A 17640-nucleotide genomic window follows, 5' to 3' on the forward strand; every position below is an offset into this window, starting at 1 on the left:
TGGTCCGCTACTTCATCTTGTTGGCGCCGACCTCGCGGTCCCATTTCCCGAAGGCGGCGACCAGTGCTTCCGGCTTTAACGGCGCTTCGACCGGGAACTTCCTGATCAGCTCTTCATATTGTGGGCGGCCGAACTCGGCGATGGCGTCCTGGCTTTCCTGCGGCGCGGCGCTGAGCGGTACGCCCTTGACCGCCGGACCGGGATAGAAATAGCCCTTGTCATAGGTATAGGCCTGCTGCGCGGGTTCGAGCATGAAGGCCATGAGCTTGACCAGAACCGCGACCTTTTCTTCGGCGACGCCCTTGGGAATGCACATGAACTGCGTATCGGGAACCCAATGCGTGCCTTCGAGCGCAAACGTCTCGATCTCCTTCGGCACGATGCCCAAAACGCGCGGGTTGATGTCCCAGCCGAACGTGGAAACGATCATGTCGCGGGTGCCCTCGGCCAGCTCCTTCATCGTCACGGTGGTGCCGGAGGGATAATAGTCGATGCCTTCATCCAGCGCCTTCAGATAGGCCCAGGTCTTCTCCCATCCATTGATGGGGTCGGAAGGATTCTTGTCGCCGAGGATGTAGGGCATGGCCATCAGGAAGGTCCAGCCCGGTCCCGAATTGACCGGTCGCGCATAGCAGAATTTGCCGGGATTTGCCTTCACCCACGCAAGCAGTTCATCGGTGCTCCTGGGGATGGTCTTGACCCTGTCCGGCGCATATTCGAAGAGTGGGCCCGACGGCGAATAGACGACGGCGACACCTTCGTTCTGGCCGAAGTTCTTCTGCATCATCAAGGCGCTGTCGAGATAGACGGCCTCAGCCTTGGGCAGCACAGTGGGATATTTCGTCCACACGTCGATCCACAGGCCCTGGGTGATGCCGTCCGACATGGCACCCGGACCCGTCAGCACCAGGTCGATGTCGACCCGGTTGGCCGCCTGCTGCGCGGCGAGCTTGGCCGGCAGTTCGGGGGACGGCGCGCGCGAGAACGTGATCTTGGAGACGAGCCCCGGATTTTCCTTGCCGAATTTCTCGATTGCCGTCTGGGTAAGCTGCAGATTGCCCGCGACATCGATGATGTTGAGCGCCACCGGCGAAGTGGGCAAGGCAAGCTCGTCGGCGAATGACCGGCCAAAGGGCAGCGTTGCAAAACCAGCCAATCCGCCAAGCGCCTGGCGGCGTGAAATCGTGAACATCGTCGTCCTCCTCATTTATCTCTTGAAAGAGCGGTGTCTCCGCACTTTCATCCCAGCTCTCCCAGGCGAATGATATATTAGTCTATTAGTATCGAATGCAACACAAATGACACCCCGCTGCGCTGAAGGTCCTGTCGCAGGGGGCCGCGTCAGGCCGGTGCCTGGCATGCGGTACTATCCTAGCGCCAACCCCTCGACGCGGCCGGCCTCTGGGCTAAGCATCAGGATTTCTTTGCGCCGACCAATTCGTCCCACTTTCGGAAGGCGGCGATCATCTTTTCCGGCGGCAGCGGCAGTTCGATCGGATTATTGGCGATGAGGCCGGCATACTCTTCTCTGCCGAAGCGTTTGACGATGTCCTGGCTGTGTTGCGGCGCCATGGAGACAGGCACGTTCTTCACCGCGGGGCCGGGATAGAGATAGCCCTCATCATAGGAATAGGCCTGCGCTTCGGGAGTGAGCAGAAATGCCATCAGGTCGAGCACCACGGCGAGTTTGTCGTCGGAGATGCCTTTCGGAACGCACATGAAAAAGGCGTCCGAAACCCAATGGAAGCCCTTGAGCGTGCCGATCCTTGCCGATTCCGGCACGATGCCGAGGGCACGTGGATTGATATCCCATCCCGTGGTCGAAATGATGATGTCGCGGCTGCCTTCCCCGAATTCCTTCATGGTGACGCCGGTGCCCGCGGGATAATAGTCGATATACTGGCCGATCTCTGCCAGATAACCCCACGTCTTCTCCCAGCCGTCGACGGGATCCTGCGGATCCTTGTCGCCGAGCAAGTAGGGGAGACCCATCATGAATGTGCGGCCAGGGCCGGAATTGGTGGGCCGCGCATACATGAAGCGGCCCGGATTGGCCTTGGCCCAGGCTAGCAGCTCCTCGACCGAGCCGGGAACCTCCTTCACCCGCTCAGGCGCGTATTCGATCAGCGGGCCGGAAGGATAGTAATTGACGACAACGCCATATCCCGCGCCCTGCTTCTTGTGCAGGGCCAGTGCGGCCGGTTCGTAATTGTCCTCGATTTTGGGGAACTTGTCGTTGAAGTTCGGCAGAATCTTGATCCATGTGCCGTTGGCCAGGCCTGCCGCCAGACCGTCGGAGCCGGTCAGCACCATGTCGATATCGACGCGGTTGGCTTCCTGCTGCGCGCGCAGCTTTCCGGCAAGCTCGGTCACCGGCGCCTTGGTGAAGACGATGCGTTCGGTGCGCTCGGGATATTTCCTGGCGTAGTTTTCGAAGGCCGGCTGCGAAAGCGCCAGCGCGCCGCCCACGTCCATCACCGAAATGACGACCGGCGATGCCGGCAATTTGGGTGACTGCGCCCAGGCCCCCGTCGTGCCGGCGAGGAACGTACCGCCAATGCCGCCAAGGATGGTGCGGCGGTTCACCCTGAATTCACGAGCAGTCATGGCTGTCTTCCTTCCCATTTTGTCGTTTGCCGATCGTATCCGCGTTCTTCCTCTCCGACGCGCGCACGGATGATGGTCATGTCGGGCGCCCACTCGATCTCGCTGGCGGGCACGCGAAGGCCATGCGCGTCCAGCACCGGCTGCAGCAGCGCCATCACATTTGCCGAGGCCATATCGACAGCCTGTGCGAAACCGGCGATGCCCCAGCGCACCAGATTGCGAACGGCGTCGTCCAGCCGCAGCGCCGACCCGGCGAGCCCGATGCCGCCAGGAACGCGGACCGAGCCATCGGCGCGGCTCTCGACCCGCATTCCGGCAAATTCGTAAGAGCCGTGCGGCGCACCGGCCGCCGAAACGGCATCGGTAACCAGGATCGACCGGTCCAGCCCTTTTGCCCGGATCAGCGACTTCAACGCGCCTGGAGGAACGTGAATCCCGTCGGCGATGAATGTCGCGGCGAGACGGTCTTCGGCCAGTTGAGCAAACAGGGTATTGTCCAGTTTCGGCAAGGTTTGCGGCAGCCCGTTGCCGAGATGGGTGGAAAGGACAGCGCCAGCCGCCGCGGCCTGCGCCACGAGCTCAAAGCCGCAAGCCGAGTGGCCGATCGAAACAAGGATGTTGCGCCGGTTCATGGCCCCTATGAAAGCAATGCCGCCTTCCACTTCGGGTGCCAGCGTCGTCAAAAGGATCGGGCGCTTGAGCAGCGACTGCAGGCGCTCAATGAGAGCAGGATCCGCAGCGGTCATCGCCGAGGCGGGATGGCATCCGGAATAACCCGGGGCGGGATTGAGGAACGGACCTTCCAGATGATAGCCGGGGCACATGAGGGGACCGAGGCGGCTTTCGGAAACAGCCTTGTCGAGAGCGCTGAACCGCGCCGACAATTCGTCAGGCCTTGCCGTGATGATCGTCGGCAGGCACGCCGTCACGCCGCACGCCAGAAGGGCCTCCAGCGCTTCGTCGAATTCCGCCGCCGTCAGGGTCCCCGAGTTAAAGTCGACGCCGGCGAAGCCATTGACCTGCATGTCGACCAGACCGGAAGTAATCATGATGCGACCGATCGCCCAGGTTCCCTATGCGGAGACTACACGGCCCGATACCGCTTGCAAGCCATTTTTGAATAATGATATCCAAAAATAAGAAGGAAAAGAATCCCGGCATGCTGACACTCCACACCGCGGATTTCGAGGACGCCCGCCAACGCGACTGCGCACGCGTCATCGCCAGCCTGCACGAAGGCGGCGGCAAATCCCGCGCCACGCTTGCCGCCGAATTGGACATGACCTCGATGGCGACCTCGCGCGCCATCGCCAACCTCGTCGGCAGGGGCATTATCGAGCAGAGCGTCGGCCAGGTGAGCGGCCGTGGCCGCCCACCGGCGCAAATCGTTTTGAACCCCGGCTGCGCGGGGGCGACCGTCCTTCTTGTTTCCAGCCAGGAACTGGTTGGCGTCCTTGTCGATTTCCGCGGAAGTGTCCTCGCCCGGCAAACCGCCCATGTTCCGTCCGACGCCGATTCGGCCCGCATGACCGCGACGATGCGCGAACTTGTCGCCGGTCTCATCGGCAGCTGCCCGTCTGGCATGCATCATGTCGGAACGTCGGTTGCCGTTTCGGGCATCGTGGACGTGAAGACCCGGACGTGGATATTGACCTCGCGATGGCCGAACGTTCGCGATTTCGACGTCGGCAAGGCGCTCGGCGGCCTCACACCGCGCGTGTTCCTGTTTCGCCAACTGGATGTCGAACTGAGCGCCCGATACGCCGCGCCGGACATGGAAAGGCTGGAAAGCGCGTTCATTCTTCATTGGGGCTGGGGTATCGGCCTGGCCTATCGCGGCAGCGACGATGCGCCGATGCGCCAGGGCGGCCCCTTCGGCGAAATCGGCCATTGGCGTTTCAACGTGCTCAAGGATCGCCCCTGCGGATGCGGCAACCGGGGCTGTCTCGAAACAGCAGCTTCGCTCTCAGCCCTGTTGCCGGTCATACGGGAGATATATCCGTGGGCTTCGGGGGAGGAGGAACTCCTCTCCAGCCAAATCGAGACGATGGAGCTGACGGATATTCCCGAAATCCGGGTCGCCGTCGATCTTATGGCGCGCGCGCTGGGTAACGCCTGCAGGCTGCTTTTTCCCGAGAAGGTGTTCATCACCGGCCCGTTTACCTGCAATGCTGGACTCTACCAACTTCTACACTCCCGCTTCGAGGCGGAAGGACTGGTCGGCACCTTGCGCCTGCCGACCCTGATCTCCGATCGTTCCAGCCTCGACTACGTCGTCAAGGGCGCCGTGCAACCACTTCATGAAATCGCCGTTCGCGTGCTGCTCGGCACACCGCAGGGGAAACCGAATGGCGCGGCGCGGAGCCGGCGGAATGGAAAGCGGCAAGGGGCCGATGCCCTGACGCGAAGCATCTGAATGGATTCACGCGGCGGGTTCAGAGGTCCGGGAACAATCTCGATGCCCCGCACTTCTCACGTCCTGAGGAGAATGTTGCGACGGGCGAAGCTCGCTGTCTAGCGGAGGTGTTCGAGCCGGTTGTCAATAACGAGTCGCACAGCGAACATGCCGCATTTGGCCATGTCTTCGACGTTTTCTTCTTTAGGCCAGGAGGGCATTCCCGCGACGTTCCATCACCGCCGGATCGAGGTCCTCCTTCCACGACAGGAGCACCCAGACGTGGCCGAAGGGATCGCGCACGGTGGCGGAACTGGCGCCATAGAACATATCCGTGGGTGGCTGAATCTCTTCCGCGCCAGCCTTGACCGCGCGCCGCAGCAAGGTCGCGTTGTCATCAGTGAAGATGTGAAGGCCAGCCGTGCAGCGACCAAGTGTCCGCGGCTCGCCGTATAGTCTCTCGTCCGGATCCCCGATCATGATCACGGCTCCGCAGATCAAAATCTCGGCGTGCATGATTTTGCCGTCTGGGTGGGCAATTCGGAACAGTTCCATCGCTCCGAATGCCCGCTCGTAGAACGCGATCCCATCCGACGCCCCGTCGACATAGATGTGAGGGACAATCGCGTTTCGATATCTCTCCGGTCGTTCAGTCATCTCGATCTCCTCGCGCCAAATATCAGAGCGCTCGCTTGCGGTGCACAAGCCGGCGAAACGCTCTTATAAGACCCGGCGGAAGGTCCGCCTCAGTTCGGCCACCGCACCGCCGGAGACCATCAACCGTGCGTCGACACGATCCGTTCCGGGTTCCACGCGATCATCTGCTCGATTGCCGCCGAAGCCGGCGCCGGCTCGACTTGAAATTCCTCGAAAATCGAACGGCGCCTCTCTTTTCCAACACGGCAGGTCGGCAATAATCCAGGCCGACTCCAACCTGGAGACTGTCCTGGTACTTCCGGCGATCAGCGGCTGGCGCGCCAGAAGGCGATACGGTCTGCAAAGCGATAGCACTGGATAATCGCCGGCATGAATCACGGATTGCCGCGATAGAGCGGGATGGCCGAAGGCGGTCGGAAGTCGAACGCCGTCCGCGACTGCTCGCCTATGCCTCTAGACGCCAAGATGGTGCTGCAGCAGCCCTGGCTGTGTCTTGAGCTCGGCGGCCGGGCCCTCATGGGCGATATGGCCGTTGTTGATGATATAAACCCGGCTTGCGAGCGCCAGCGTCGCGGCGATGTTCTGTTCTACCAGCACGATTGTCTGCCCTGCCTCCGCCAGTTCGCGGCAGGCGCGCACCAGATCGTGCACAATGACTGGAGCAAGTCCTTCGAAGGGTTCATCAAGCAAAAGGATCTTCGGGTTGCGCACCAATGCACGGGCTATGGCCAGCATCTGCTGTTCGCCACCCGAGAGATCCGTGCCACGGCTGGTGCGCCGTTCCTTCAGCCGTGGGAACATCGTGTAGATGCGTTCCAGCGGCCACCGGGCGTCGGCGGTCAATCCGGCCAGAATGATGTTTTCCTCGACGCTCAGGCTGCCGAAGATGCGGCGATTCTCATGCACGAGCTGCATGCCTTCCCGAGCGATGCTGTGCGCCTTCCTGCCCACCAGCTCAACTCCGTCGAGTTCAACCGAGCCGGCCCGTGGCGTCACCACGCCCATCAGGCTCTTCAGCGTCGTCGACTTACCCGCGCCGTTGCGGCCGAGCAGCGCCACGACCTCGTTCTTCCCGACCCTCAATGCGACGTCGAACAGGATGTGACTGTCGCCATAATAGCTGTTCAACGCTCTGACTTCGAGCAGGCTCATGCCACCTCTCCATGTACCCCGCCGAGGTAGGCTTCCTGCACCTTTGCGTTGGTCTTGATCGCACCTGGCATGCCTTCGACCAGTACCCTGCCCTCCTGCAGGACGGTCACTTTCTCGACCAGCTCGAAGAGCGAATCCATGTCGTGGTCGATGATGATCATCGTGCGTCCACGCGCGATTGACTTGAGCAGCGCCACGGTTTCGACGCGCTCGCGCGGGCTCATGCCCGCAAGGGGTTCATCGAGGAGGAGCAGGCTCGGCGACGTCGCCAGCGCAAGACCGATCTCCAGCCGCCGCTTCTCGCCATAAGCCAGTGACGAAACAGGCCGATCGAGCCGCGCCGTAAGGTTCACCAGCGCCGCCGTTCGCTCGACCTGCTCGTGGAGACCGGGAACGCGGTGGATACTCTTGAACAGATCAAGCCGGAACTTTCCACGCGCCTCGCCCAGCGCGGCAATCATCAGGTTCCGCCGCACCGTCAAGCGTTCGAACAGCTGGTTGATCTGGTAGCTCTTGGTGAGCCCGAGCTGGCACACCTCGGACACGCCCATGCCGGTAATGTCGCGGCCCGCCAGCATGATGCGGCCGGAGGTCGGCGCGATCTCGCAGGTGAGCATCTTGAAGAACGTGGTCTTGCCCGCGCCGTTGGGCCCGATGATGCCCCGTATCTCCCCGTGATCGACGCTGAAGTCGATGTCGCTATTGGCCGTGATGCCGCCATAGCGTTTGGTTAGGCCCTGCACCTGCAGGATCGGTCCGGATGCTGGCGCAGTGCCATGCCGGCGCGCCGGCATCGGCTCGATCGCGGTCACGATGTGCGGCGTGCTCTCTGTCGCGGTCTCTGCCGCTTCGATGCTCTTGCGGCCGCCGGCCAGCCCATAGAGGTCGACGATCGCACCGACGATGCCGCGCCGCAGGAAGCAGACCAGCAGCACGAAAACGACGCCGAGCACCAGCTTCCATGTCGCGCCGAGATGCAATGTGTTCTGGAAAAAGTCGCTCAGGTAGAGCCACACCGTCGCGCCCACCAGCGGTCCGAACAGTGTGCCGGCACCGCCGATCGCCGTCTGCATGACGACCTGGCCGGACGTGTCGAACATGAAAGCGTCCGGCGGCATGAAGCCCTGCATGACGCCCAACAGGCCGCCGGCAAAGCCGGCATAGATCGCCGCAACCACGAAGGCCGTGAGCTTGTAGCCGTGGACGTCATGGCCGAGCGCCGCGGCGCGGAGCGGATTGTCGCGGATCGCCGAAAGGATCGCGCCAACCGGCGAGCGTACGATGCGAAGTGCGACGACAATGCCGACGAAATACCAGAACGCCAGGAAAGTATACATCGTCCAGTCGGTGTTGAACTCGAGCACCGTGAAGCCGAGGTTGACGACGGGGGTAGGCACGCCGGGCAAGCCGTTCTCGCCGCCCGTGAATGCCGAGAGCGGATTGAACTCGACAAAGAAGAAGACTTCGGCGATCGCCACCGTGATCATGGCGAAATAGATGCCGGTGCGTCGCAGGGCGATCAGCCCGATCACATAGCCGACGACACCCGACACGACGGCGCCCATGACAATGGCAGCCATGACATAGGGGAAGCCGGCTTCAGTCAGCAGGTAGGCGGCGAACATGCCGCCAGTGCCGTAGAAGGCCGACTGGCCGAAGGACAGCAATCCCGTGTAGCCGAACAGGATGTCGAAGCCGATCCCGAACAGGCCCCATATGAGGATGCGATTGATCGTGCTGGGCGAGAAGCCGAGATGGGGCAGCACGAAGGGCGCCAGGACGAGCGCCAGCGCCGTCAGAAGCTCGACAAGGAAGGGATGTTTGATGTTCATGGCCGACCGCGTCTACTCGCGCCCGGCCGTGCCGAGCAGCCCGTGCGGGCGAAGCACCAGCACCAGCGTCATCGCCACGAACAGCATGACATAGGAATAACCGGGATTGAACATCGACGTGATGCTAATGATTTCGCCGGCGATGAGGCCGCCGAGGATGGCGCCGGGAAAGGAACCGACGCCGCCGATCACCACGACCACGAAGGTCTGGACCAGTATGGCTTCCCCGACATCGGGCGCGATCGACACCACGGGTGCGTTGACAATGCCGGCGAAGCCGGCCGCCATGGCTCCGATGCCGAAGACGAGCATGAAGATCTTGTAGACGTCGATTCCAAGCGAATCGACCATTACCGAATCCTCGATGCCTGCTCGCACGATCATCCCGATGCGGGTGCGATAGAGCACGACATAGAGCATCAGCAGCGCCAGGGCGACGATGCCGAGCAACGCCAATCGGTAGGTGGGATAGACCATGAAGCCCAGATGGGTGATGCCGACCAGCGAGGCGGGCGGCGGCACCGTGCGCGAGAGGCTGCCGAAGAAGAAGCGGACCGTCTCGACGAAGACGATGCCGAGCCCGAACGTGACGAGAAGCTGGTCCTCGAGCGGCCGCGTGTAGAAATGGCGAATGATCAGCCGCTCGATCAACACCCCGACGATCATCACGAACAGCGATCCGGCCGCCACCGCGGCGAGGAACGAACCTGTGTAGGTGTAGGCGAGCCAGCCGGCATAGCCTCCGAGCATGAACATCGCGCCGTGGGCAAGGTTCAGGACGCCGAGCGTCCCGTAGATGATGGTCAGCCCGGAGGAGATCAGCGCCAGAAGCGCGCCGAGCACGAGCCCATTGAAGCACTGCGAGATGAAATTTGCCCAGTTGATCACTCTGCGCCCACCTTAATCATGAAAAATATGCCCTGCCCTCGCGCCAGCAAGGGTTTGGCAGAAAAGTCGCGAACAATCGACATCCCACCGACCGCGGGACGATGAACCGTCTGCGCCCAGCCAGAGCCAGTCCCGGTGCGAGCGCCTTCTCCGCCCGTGTCGGGCGGAGAAGGCGCTGCCGGGTATCAGGTGTAGCTGCCCAGGTTGCAGCCGAACTCGTCGGGCTTCTGCATCAGCGGCGCGCCATCGACCACCTCGACCACGTTCCAGTAGTCGTCGTCGCTCTTCATGTCCTTGGGGTCCTTACCCTGGACGAGTACGACCGGTCGCACGCACTGATGGTCTTCCGGCCGGTAGTGAACGTCGCCGACGAGTGAAGGGATGGTCTCACCCTTCTCGTATTGCTTGATGACGTCCGGCGGATAGAAGCTACCGGCCTGCGACACCATGCGCGCCCAATGAGCGAAGCTGACATAGGCGTTTTCGGCGCCCCATTCCGGCCGGTAGCCGAACTTTTGCTGGAACGCGTCGACGAACTGCTTGGCGAGCGGATACTTGTCCTGCAGGGTCCACCAGAAATCGGTAGCGGCAAAAACCCCGGCTGTCAGTTCGGGGCCCACTTCCTTGGCAAGGAAGGGGATCTGGTAGGGGATGACCATCTTCATGCTCGGAGTCAGGCCGAACTGCTTGGCCTGCTGGATCGACAGCACCGCGTCGCGGCCCCAGTTGACGTTGACAATGAATTCGGCACCCGAATTGGCGATGTTGGTCAGATATTGGCTGAAATCCTGGGTGCCCAACGGCGAGACCTGGTCCGTCACCATCTCCCATCCGCCCTGAGAGGTCAGGTAGTCGTTCACCGACTTGGTGACGGTGTGACCGTAAGTGTAGTCCGGCGTCATGAATGCCGCCTTCTTTCCCTTTCCGTAGGTCTTCAGAAGGATCGGGCCGATCGCGTTGGCCGCGGTCTGGCCGTAGAAGTTCTGGCGGAAGCCGTAGCGGACGCAGTCCTTGCCGGTTGTGTCGTTTGAGCCGGAGATCCCCGCGACGTAGAGGATCTTCTCGCGCTGCGCGAATTTGTTGAGCGCAACCGCGACCGCCGATGAAGTCGAGCCGGTCATCAGGATGATGTTGTTTTGGTGGATGAAATTCTGCTCGAGCTCGACGGCCTGGTTCGGCTTGGCCGCGCTGTCGGCGGACAACAGCTCGACCTTCTTGCCGAGCAACCCCTTGTCGACCTTCGGCGCCAACGCCTTCATCAATTCATGGCCGTTGTTGATGTGGTCGACCGCCAGCTGCCAGCCCTTAAGTTCGTCAGCACCTTGCACGGCATAGGCACCGGTAAGGGGCACCGCGGCTCCGATGTAGACGGTGTCGCCCGCCGACCCGGCCGGCCAGGTGCCTATCGCGGGCTTGTCGTCGGCCGCAAAAGCCGCGAAGCTGGATAAGGGCAGAACCGCACTACCGAGAAGTCCTGCGCCCACGTGCAGCATGGTACGGCGGGATATATTGGAAGTATTTTGATCGTCGAGCGGCATCAGCTGTTCCTCCTTAGCGTGGAGCCGTCGGACGGCTCTCATTTGTTGTTCCCGGAAACCGGTTTTTTTCAGCGAAACGCTGAAAATGGCCTATTTGCATGGGCATTCGCAGTGGCGTAGGCCTGGCAGTCAATACAACTTTCGTTTGATGATTCTGTTCATTGATCTGGATTAATAAGCATAGGAAAGTTTCATTGAAGGTCATGAACATTTGGAGCTTGGCATGCCGCTGACCGGCCACCCGATCGTGACCCGACTGACGCGTGCAATGAAGCTGGATTCGCTAGACATCAAACGTCTTGAGGCAATCTTCGAGCGCGATCTTACCATTCGGAAACGGGAGGAACTCGTCGTTCACGGCTCCGAGTTCCGAAACCTGTGCTTTGTTAAAGACGGCTACGCGATCCGCTACAGGTTGCTGCGCAGCGGCAGGCGGCAAATCCTGAAGCTCATCCTGCCCGGTGATGTCATTGGCTTCCCGGTCAGCTTTTTCGATCGATCCACTTGCGCGGTCGTTGCCGTGAGCGAACTGACCTACGCCGTCTGCTCGTTCGATGCTTACGTTCGCCTCTGCTACGAGCAGCCCCAATTCGGTCTGGTGTTAAGTTGGCTCGCCGCCCAAGAGGCCGCGACTTATGCGGAGCACATCGTCAATCTGGGCCGGCGCACTCCGATTGAAAGGCTGGCGCACCTTTTGCTGGAGATTCACGCGCGTCTCCTGGAGGTCGAACGCGCCGACGAAGCAAGTTTCGATTTGCCGTTTTCACAGGAAATCATGGCGGACGCGCTCGGGTTGAGCGTGCCCCATCTTAATCGCGTCATTCAGCAATTGCGCGCCGAACAGCTTATCACCAGCAACGCGCGCTTCATCGATTTGACCGATCTTGCGGGCCTTCGAAGACTGGCTCAGTACCAGCCGATGTCCCTCGTTCCGATCCCGGTGCTGAAGCAGCGGGAATGAAAAGCGTCCCGTCGATCATATTAGCACCTGCGTGAATTCCTTCACATACAAATCTCACCCGCGGCGTACAAGAGATGACAGAGCAGGCAATTTAGTCTCTCTTTCGGATAGATCATAAAGAAAACAGCGAAGATCAAGTCCGAAGAGGAAGTTGGTTTTGAAAGCTAAGCCAATTTCGTTCTCATCACGAATTTTTGTGATGTCATCAACCAAAGGGAGAGCAACATGTATAAGATCATTACAGCTGCGTCTGCATTTTTCATCCTCACGGCGCCTTCGTTCGCGATCGACTCGACGTTCGTCCACAGTCTGCGAGCCGACAATGGTGACTTCGAGGCCCCGGGTGACTTGAAGGGTCAACATTCATTGGCTTCAGAAGAACCGGTGTATGGCTTCCCGACCGGATCGATCGGATTGCCTGGTGGTGCTGCGAGCTCCAAGTGCATGGGGGTCAGCCCACACCAGTACGATCCCGTCAGCCCGGACTGCCGGAATTGATCCAGATAAGAGCGGTGGCGCTAGCCACCGCTCTGCCTCCTTGAGCGGGTACCGACTGACCGACGGACTACTAAGAAAAGCCCGACCATAGGTCGCGCGACAGCCGTGGCACGTCCAATCCGCCTGGGACGGTGTCAGGATGCTGAACGGAGGCCCCCAGTTCGTCACCACGACAGGTGGAGGACTATACCTTCACGCCGATTCGGTCTTCGTTGCGCAATCTGATCGCGGCTCCGATGCGCGCGCGCCGATTGCGAACGGCGACATCAGTCATCGTCCTGTGACTCGGCGATGTGACGCAGCGCACCGGTGTTCGTTATGCGCAGGCCGCCACGCTTGATTGCGATGATCGAACGGTTGCGCCAATCGTTAAGCGTCTTGTTGACGGACTCGCGCGTGGCACCCAGGAACTCCCCCAGTTCGGACTGGGAGATCGGTATCCAACCTGAGCCATCCGCCATAACGCCGGCCAAAAAGACCAGTCGTTTTGCCAGCCTGGCCTCAATGCCGAAGAAAGCCTGATCGCCAAGTTCGCCGCTGACCCAACGCAGCCGTGCGCACAAAAGCTCAATCATGGCGCGTGCCAGAGGTGGGTTTTTTTCAATGCGATCGAAGAGCTGCGTCCGACCGAGCGAGGCCAGATCGCAAACGGTCAGACAAGTGGCGGTTGCGGTGCGCGGGCGCCCGTCGAGCGCGCCGATCTCTCCGACCAAGCTGTGCGAAAGCTCGATATTGGCCACCAGCTTCCGGCCTCCCGGCGAATACATCGAGATCTCCACCGTCCCGCTCATCACCCCGTAAATACGATCGGATGGATCTTCCTGGACGAAGAGAATCTGGCCCGCCGCGTGGCGTTCAACCTTGCAGCCGCCGAAAAGAAGATCGAACAGGCGCGGATCGATCCGCGCAAGGCGCGGCAGATCATTTCTTTCGTTCGCGCCGCCAAAAGCCATGTCGCCCCCAAGTTGCCGATCGGATAACTCCAACGCAGAGACTATCTTAGGTCTTGTCTTGCCGACGCCTCAGCTCGGCCGCAATGATCGACTGATCCCTGCGTAACGAGAGGCGCCGTGCAGCCGCGAGTGCTTGCCGCCAAGTAGAGACGGCGCGGTCACCGCGCCCGTCCAGCCAATGGGCCACGCCGACCCACAGCCCATACTGAGCGGTGCCGACAGGAAACGCCCGGCGGTAGCGCTTGAGCTCATGCAGCGCTTGGCGCTCCCAGTGGCGCCACTGGTCGTACTCGCGCGAGAGGCCCGCCTCCCTGCCGCGCAGAAGCACTTCGCACACGCCGGCAATGCCGGGCAGTGTGCTGTGCACAGTCGGCCGACGCATCTCGCGCAGTAGGCGTAGCGTCTCGACCACAGCCCGAAGGCTCTCAGCATGGAGCCCGACCCGTGCAAGCGCGAGCGCGAGCGACCCTTTGGCGGAGACCAAGTCGGCGAGATCGGCGGACCCGGCCATAGCGGACGTGGTCAGCCGAAGGATGTCGACCGCTTCACGGGGGCTATCCGTGTGGAGCACGCACAACGACTTGCATCGGAGCGCCCAAATCTCTTGCTGGAGGTTTCCGCTGTTCTGCGCACGGGAGAGCAGCGCTTGGGCGGTGTACTCCAGCGCACCCAATTCACCCCGGTAGTACATTGACCAGAAGCGCATGGCCTGGGCGTTGCACCAACTTAGTTGATCGCCCGCCTTTAGACATAGCTCTTGGGACTGATCCAGACGACGATCTACCATCAGCCAGTCACAACGCCCGATGCGCCAGAGCGCATCGAGATTACACAGGTGGGCATGGACCGCTGGATCTGCGAGCGCAGTCACCACCCGTTCTGCCCTTGCCATGAAGTAGTTGCAAGCGCGCCGGCGCCCCAGAATTCCCAGCCCGCATGCCAGTTGGGCGGACGCGACCACCATCTCCATGGTGAGCCCCGTGCGCTCCGCATGGGCGACAGCCGCGACGGTGTGGGAAAACGCTCGCGAAAAGCGAAGCTCGAAATAGTCCACGACCGCCGCCTGGTTAAGGCAGCGAGCTATTTCTCGCTCCCAGGAGTCCAGCACACCTCCCTGAGTTGACCATAGCGAAGGAGGGAACACCTGTTGGAACGCGAGCAGCATTCCACCCCCAAGCAGTCGCATCAAAAGAGCTGCCGAGGAACGTGGAACCGGCGTGCCCGCCAAGGTGAGGGCGCGCCTCACCGAAATGCCCTGAGCATGGAGGTCGCCGCGACTGTAATGAGCCTCGCCGAGCTGCCTGCGCCAACGCACCGACTGAAGTCTTTGCTCAGCACTCCAAGGTTGCTTCGACTCGTATCTCAAGCAGATTTCCAGAAACGCCTCGACCTCTCGAAATGCACCGACCTGCAGCGCCTTGATTGCTGCCAAATTGGCATATTCAACTGCCTTGAAATTGTTTCCGGCGGCCTCAAAATGCTGAACGAGGGCCGCGACATCCGCGCCCATGGCGGCCGACTGGCTCGACTCGATCCAGGCGGCCAGAGCTGCATGAAGTCGCTGTCGCACTTCACTGGGAATTGAACCATAAACGACGTCTCGGATTTGATCATGACGGAACTCGTAGTTGCCTGATCCAGTGCCCTGACGCACGAGATGCGCCACCGCGAGCGACTCGACAGCTGCACCCACACCGTCGTAGTCCAACTCGCCCTCGAGCAACGTCGCCAGGGCCTCGCCGGTAAATGAACGCCCGATCACGGCCGCAGCCCTGAGAACGTGCTGGACTGAGGTCTCCAATCGATCAACGCGCTCCCGAATGACCCGATCGACACCTTCGAAATATCGAAGGCTCTCGAGCGGGCGGATCGGACACCACAAACCATCGCGTATGGCGATGAGCCCCTGGCTCTTTAATGTCAGCGCTATCTCCTCGGCGAAAAATGGATTGCCACCGGCCAAGGCCGAGATCCGGCGCGCCAGTTCGCCATGTGGGGGCACATCCCCGAGCGTGCGGGCGACCAGTTCGCAAATCGACGTCTCGCTGAGTTCCTCAAGATCCAGGATACGACACAGGCGCGCGGGATCGTCAGGTTCCGTTCCGGATGTATTCCTTCGTGGGGCCTCGGCTCGCCTTCGTAGGTTTTTTAACTCCTCCGGAACTTCGTCCGAGCGTACGCACAGGACCAGAAGCAACGAGGACAGAGATGAGAGAACCCACTCGACGAGGCGCCACGATGCCGAATCCAGCCACTGACTGTCCTCCAGGACCAATGCCAACGGCCGCGGTGCCAAGTTATCCATGAGATCACCCAAAAGGCGCATGGTGGCATCAGCGCGATGAGGTCCCTCCAGATGTCGCGTCCCGTCATTTTGGGGAATTTCGATGCTCAAAACATCACCTAGCAAGGGCAGTCGCCCAACGAGCGACGAATTGCCCTGAACCCGTTGCGTGACGACCTCAAGCACCGCAAATCCATCGCTGTCGGACGGTAGGCCGAGAAGAGACACAAGCACCCGCCGCCATGGCAGGAGCGATGTCCGGCGATCGTCACGTTCGGCGCGCGCTGTCAAAACCTCGGTCGCAGTTGAGCGCAGTTCGTCCGTGAAAGCTCTGATCAAAGCGGTTTTTCCAATGCCCGATTCACCCAAGACAACGAGCAACCGCCTGCCTCCACGGCGGGTCTCCTCGAACGTACGTTTCAGGAACTCCAGTTCGCTCCGCCGGCCAATCAGCGGACTAAGAGGTTGGGCCGAGGCGCGCGGATCCATGGGACAAAACACCGTTGCCATGTCCCCAAGTCCGTCCAGTTGCAACGTGCCGTGTTCTTCGAACCAAAACGCCGCCCGGCTGGCTCGCTCTGTCGGTGCATCGCAGAGAACGTTTGCCGATGCCGCCGTCATAAGCCGCGCCGCCCGATTCACGGGCGCACCGATCACCATGAGCTGGCGCCGACGTGCGCTTCCGACAACACTAAAAAGCGCATCGCCGGTAGCCACCCCCATCGACGCGGAGAGGCCCAAGCGTTGGGCCGTCAGACGGATCGCGCGAGCAGCATCGACGGCACGGCAAGGGTCGTCGCGGTGGAAACTGCCTCGCGCTCCGAACGTCGCAAAGAAAATCAGGCCTTTGTCGTCAAAGAGCAACTCGCCGGCCGGCCCATCCCGCGAACGCAGATCCTCCTGGAGGGTCGCGCATAGCAATTGATAGCGCGCAAGCGCCTGAGGTTGGCGGTGGTCAAGTCCGGCAATTCGCGCGAAAAGGGCGGTGATCGGTCTAATCTCCGCCAGGGCGTCTAAGCGGGCGGTCGTTGGACGATCTTCTTCGGAACGGATGGCAATGGCGCTGTCCGCAGCAACTGACCGCAAGTCGGCTTCGGACAGCAGGTCCCTGAGTTGCATAGGCAGGAACCTTGCCAGCCAGCCCGGAGGCGGAGAAGCCAGTGTAGGCCGACTGCGCCGCGATTGAGACGGCTGCGCAAGGGCCAAGTTGGCTTTGTCGGAAAGTACATATTCCCATCGGCGCGCAGCCGATTGGGACTGAGCGGCCTGCATGATGGCATCTCCACCTGCAAAGAGGGTCCAGACCGGCTGACCGCCCAAAGCCGCCGCCCAGAGGGGCCCCGCCCCTACTCCAACATGCAGCGCGGGTGCGATTTCAGCTGTTCCGTTCTCCAAACGCTCATTCCGGCCGCCGCAGATTGCCTTGGCACAGGCTGTCGCCGCTCGCACCGCGCTTTCAAGTCCGCGGACATCCGCCGACCAGTAAGCCAGCAGTTCGTCGCCGGCGAGGTACAAAATCTCGCCTCCACGATTGTATACTTGCTCTACGCATCGTGCGTAGGAGTGACTAAGCAGGCTCGGGATTCTTTCAAGTCCTTCTTGTCCCCGTCGTGTTAGTTGCTCGACCAAGGCCGTGTATCTGGACACATCGACAAACACCACTGCAGCCGGGAATTCGACGGCTACTGGGCCGTCCGCTCGAAGTGCGTGAATTCTACCGAGTAATTCCAGCGGCAGAAAACTCTCAAGTAGCTCGCAAGTACCCCTCATGGGTTCCTTCCCGCAGCCGTGCCCATAGTTTCAGGCAGAGAAAGGCACCGCCGACCGCGCACTTCTTAAAGGGAATGAATATCGTCCCCGATAGATTGCGTGACT

Annotated in this window: 13 protein-coding genes and 1 pseudogene; 3 read left to right on the forward strand and 11 right to left on the reverse strand. The window is 61.2% G+C overall.

Annotated features, from left to right (window positions below; all coding sequences use genetic code 11):
* Positions 1–7: 7 nt before the first annotated feature.
* From LB551_RS22280 to LB551_RS22290, 3 genes are all read right to left on the reverse strand, one after another.
* Positions 8–1192: an ABC transporter substrate-binding protein gene (locus LB551_RS22280; protein WP_224660492.1), complete on the reverse strand. Its 1185-nt coding sequence runs from the start codon at positions 1190–1192 to the stop codon at positions 8–10.
* A gap of 221 nt (positions 1193–1413) precedes the next feature.
* Positions 1414–2607: an ABC transporter substrate-binding protein gene (locus tag LB551_RS22285; RefSeq protein ID WP_224660493.1), complete on the reverse strand. Its 1194-nt coding sequence runs from the start codon at positions 2605–2607 to the stop codon at positions 1414–1416.
* Positions 2604–3656 (reverse strand): N-acetylglucosamine-6-phosphate deacetylase, encoded by a 1053-nt coding sequence (locus tag LB551_RS22290; RefSeq protein WP_224660494.1) that lies wholly within the window; start codon positions 3654–3656, stop codon positions 2604–2606. The genes LB551_RS22285 and LB551_RS22290 overlap by 4 nt, the downstream gene beginning before the upstream one ends.
* A 110-nt stretch (positions 3657–3766) precedes the next feature.
* On the opposite strand from LB551_RS22290, the gene LB551_RS22295 reads away from it, so the two are divergent.
* A complete protein-coding gene (locus LB551_RS22295) occupies positions 3767–5023 on the forward strand; it encodes an ROK family transcriptional regulator (RefSeq protein ID WP_224660495.1) in 1257 nt (418 codons plus the stop codon).
* Positions 5024–5206: 183 nt separating this feature from the next.
* On the opposite strand, the gene LB551_RS22300 is transcribed toward LB551_RS22295, so the two are convergent.
* The 6 genes and pseudogenes from LB551_RS22300 to LB551_RS22325 form a co-directional block, all read right to left on the reverse strand.
* Positions 5207–5659 (reverse strand): VOC family protein, encoded by a 453-nt coding sequence (locus LB551_RS22300; protein WP_224660496.1) that lies wholly within the window; start codon positions 5657–5659, stop codon positions 5207–5209.
* Between the two features lie 305 nt (positions 5660–5964).
* Positions 5965–6111, reverse strand: a pseudogene (locus LB551_RS22305) (oxidoreductase); the annotation flags it as partial.
* A gap of 1 nt (position 6112) precedes the next feature.
* Positions 6113–6811 carry an ABC transporter ATP-binding protein gene (locus LB551_RS22310; protein ID WP_224660497.1) on the reverse strand — a complete coding sequence of 233 codons (699 nt, stop codon included), beginning with the start codon at positions 6809–6811 and terminating at the stop codon, positions 6113–6115.
* Positions 6808–8643, reverse strand: coding sequence for an ABC transporter permease subunit (locus LB551_RS22315; RefSeq protein WP_224660498.1), 1836 nt, complete (start codon positions 8641–8643; stop codon positions 6808–6810). Before LB551_RS22315 ends, LB551_RS22310 begins: the two co-directional genes overlap by 4 nt.
* A gap of 12 nt (positions 8644–8655) precedes the next feature.
* Positions 8656–9531 carry a branched-chain amino acid ABC transporter permease gene (locus LB551_RS22320; protein WP_140498479.1) on the reverse strand — a complete coding sequence of 292 codons (876 nt, stop codon included), beginning with the start codon at positions 9529–9531 and terminating at the stop codon, positions 8656–8658.
* A 185-nt stretch (positions 9532–9716) separates the two neighbouring features.
* A complete protein-coding gene (locus LB551_RS22325; protein ID WP_224660499.1) occupies positions 9717–11069 on the reverse strand; it encodes a substrate-binding protein in 1353 nt (450 codons plus the stop codon).
* Positions 11070–11292: 223 nt separating this feature from the next.
* Between LB551_RS22325 and LB551_RS22330 the strand changes: the two genes are divergently transcribed.
* Both LB551_RS22330 and LB551_RS22335 read left to right on the forward strand, forming a co-directional pair.
* On the forward strand, positions 11293–12030 hold the full coding sequence (locus LB551_RS22330) for a Crp/Fnr family transcriptional regulator (RefSeq protein WP_140552819.1): 738 nt from the start codon (positions 11293–11295) through the stop codon (positions 12028–12030).
* A gap of 225 nt (positions 12031–12255) precedes the next feature.
* Positions 12256–12528, forward strand: coding sequence for a hypothetical protein (locus tag LB551_RS22335; RefSeq protein WP_140552820.1), 273 nt, complete (start codon positions 12256–12258; stop codon positions 12526–12528).
* A 266-nt stretch (positions 12529–12794) separates the two neighbouring features.
* Here LB551_RS22335 and LB551_RS22340 read toward each other — a convergent pair whose 3' ends face one another.
* On the reverse strand, positions 12795–13481 hold the full coding sequence (locus tag LB551_RS22340) for a Crp/Fnr family transcriptional regulator (protein ID WP_140552821.1): 687 nt from the start codon (positions 13479–13481) through the stop codon (positions 12795–12797).
* A 46-nt stretch (positions 13482–13527) separates the two neighbouring features.
* The gene (locus LB551_RS22345; RefSeq protein ID WP_224660501.1) at positions 13528–17280 is read right to left on the reverse strand and encodes an ATP-binding protein; all 3753 of its coding nucleotides are present in this window, start codon (positions 17278–17280) and stop codon (positions 13528–13530) included.
* Positions 17281–17640: the final 360 nt, after the last annotated feature.

This window comes from Mesorhizobium sp. BR1-1-2 (genome assembly GCF_020165435.1).
Classification (GTDB): Bacteria; Pseudomonadota; Alphaproteobacteria; order Rhizobiales; family Rhizobiaceae; genus Mesorhizobium.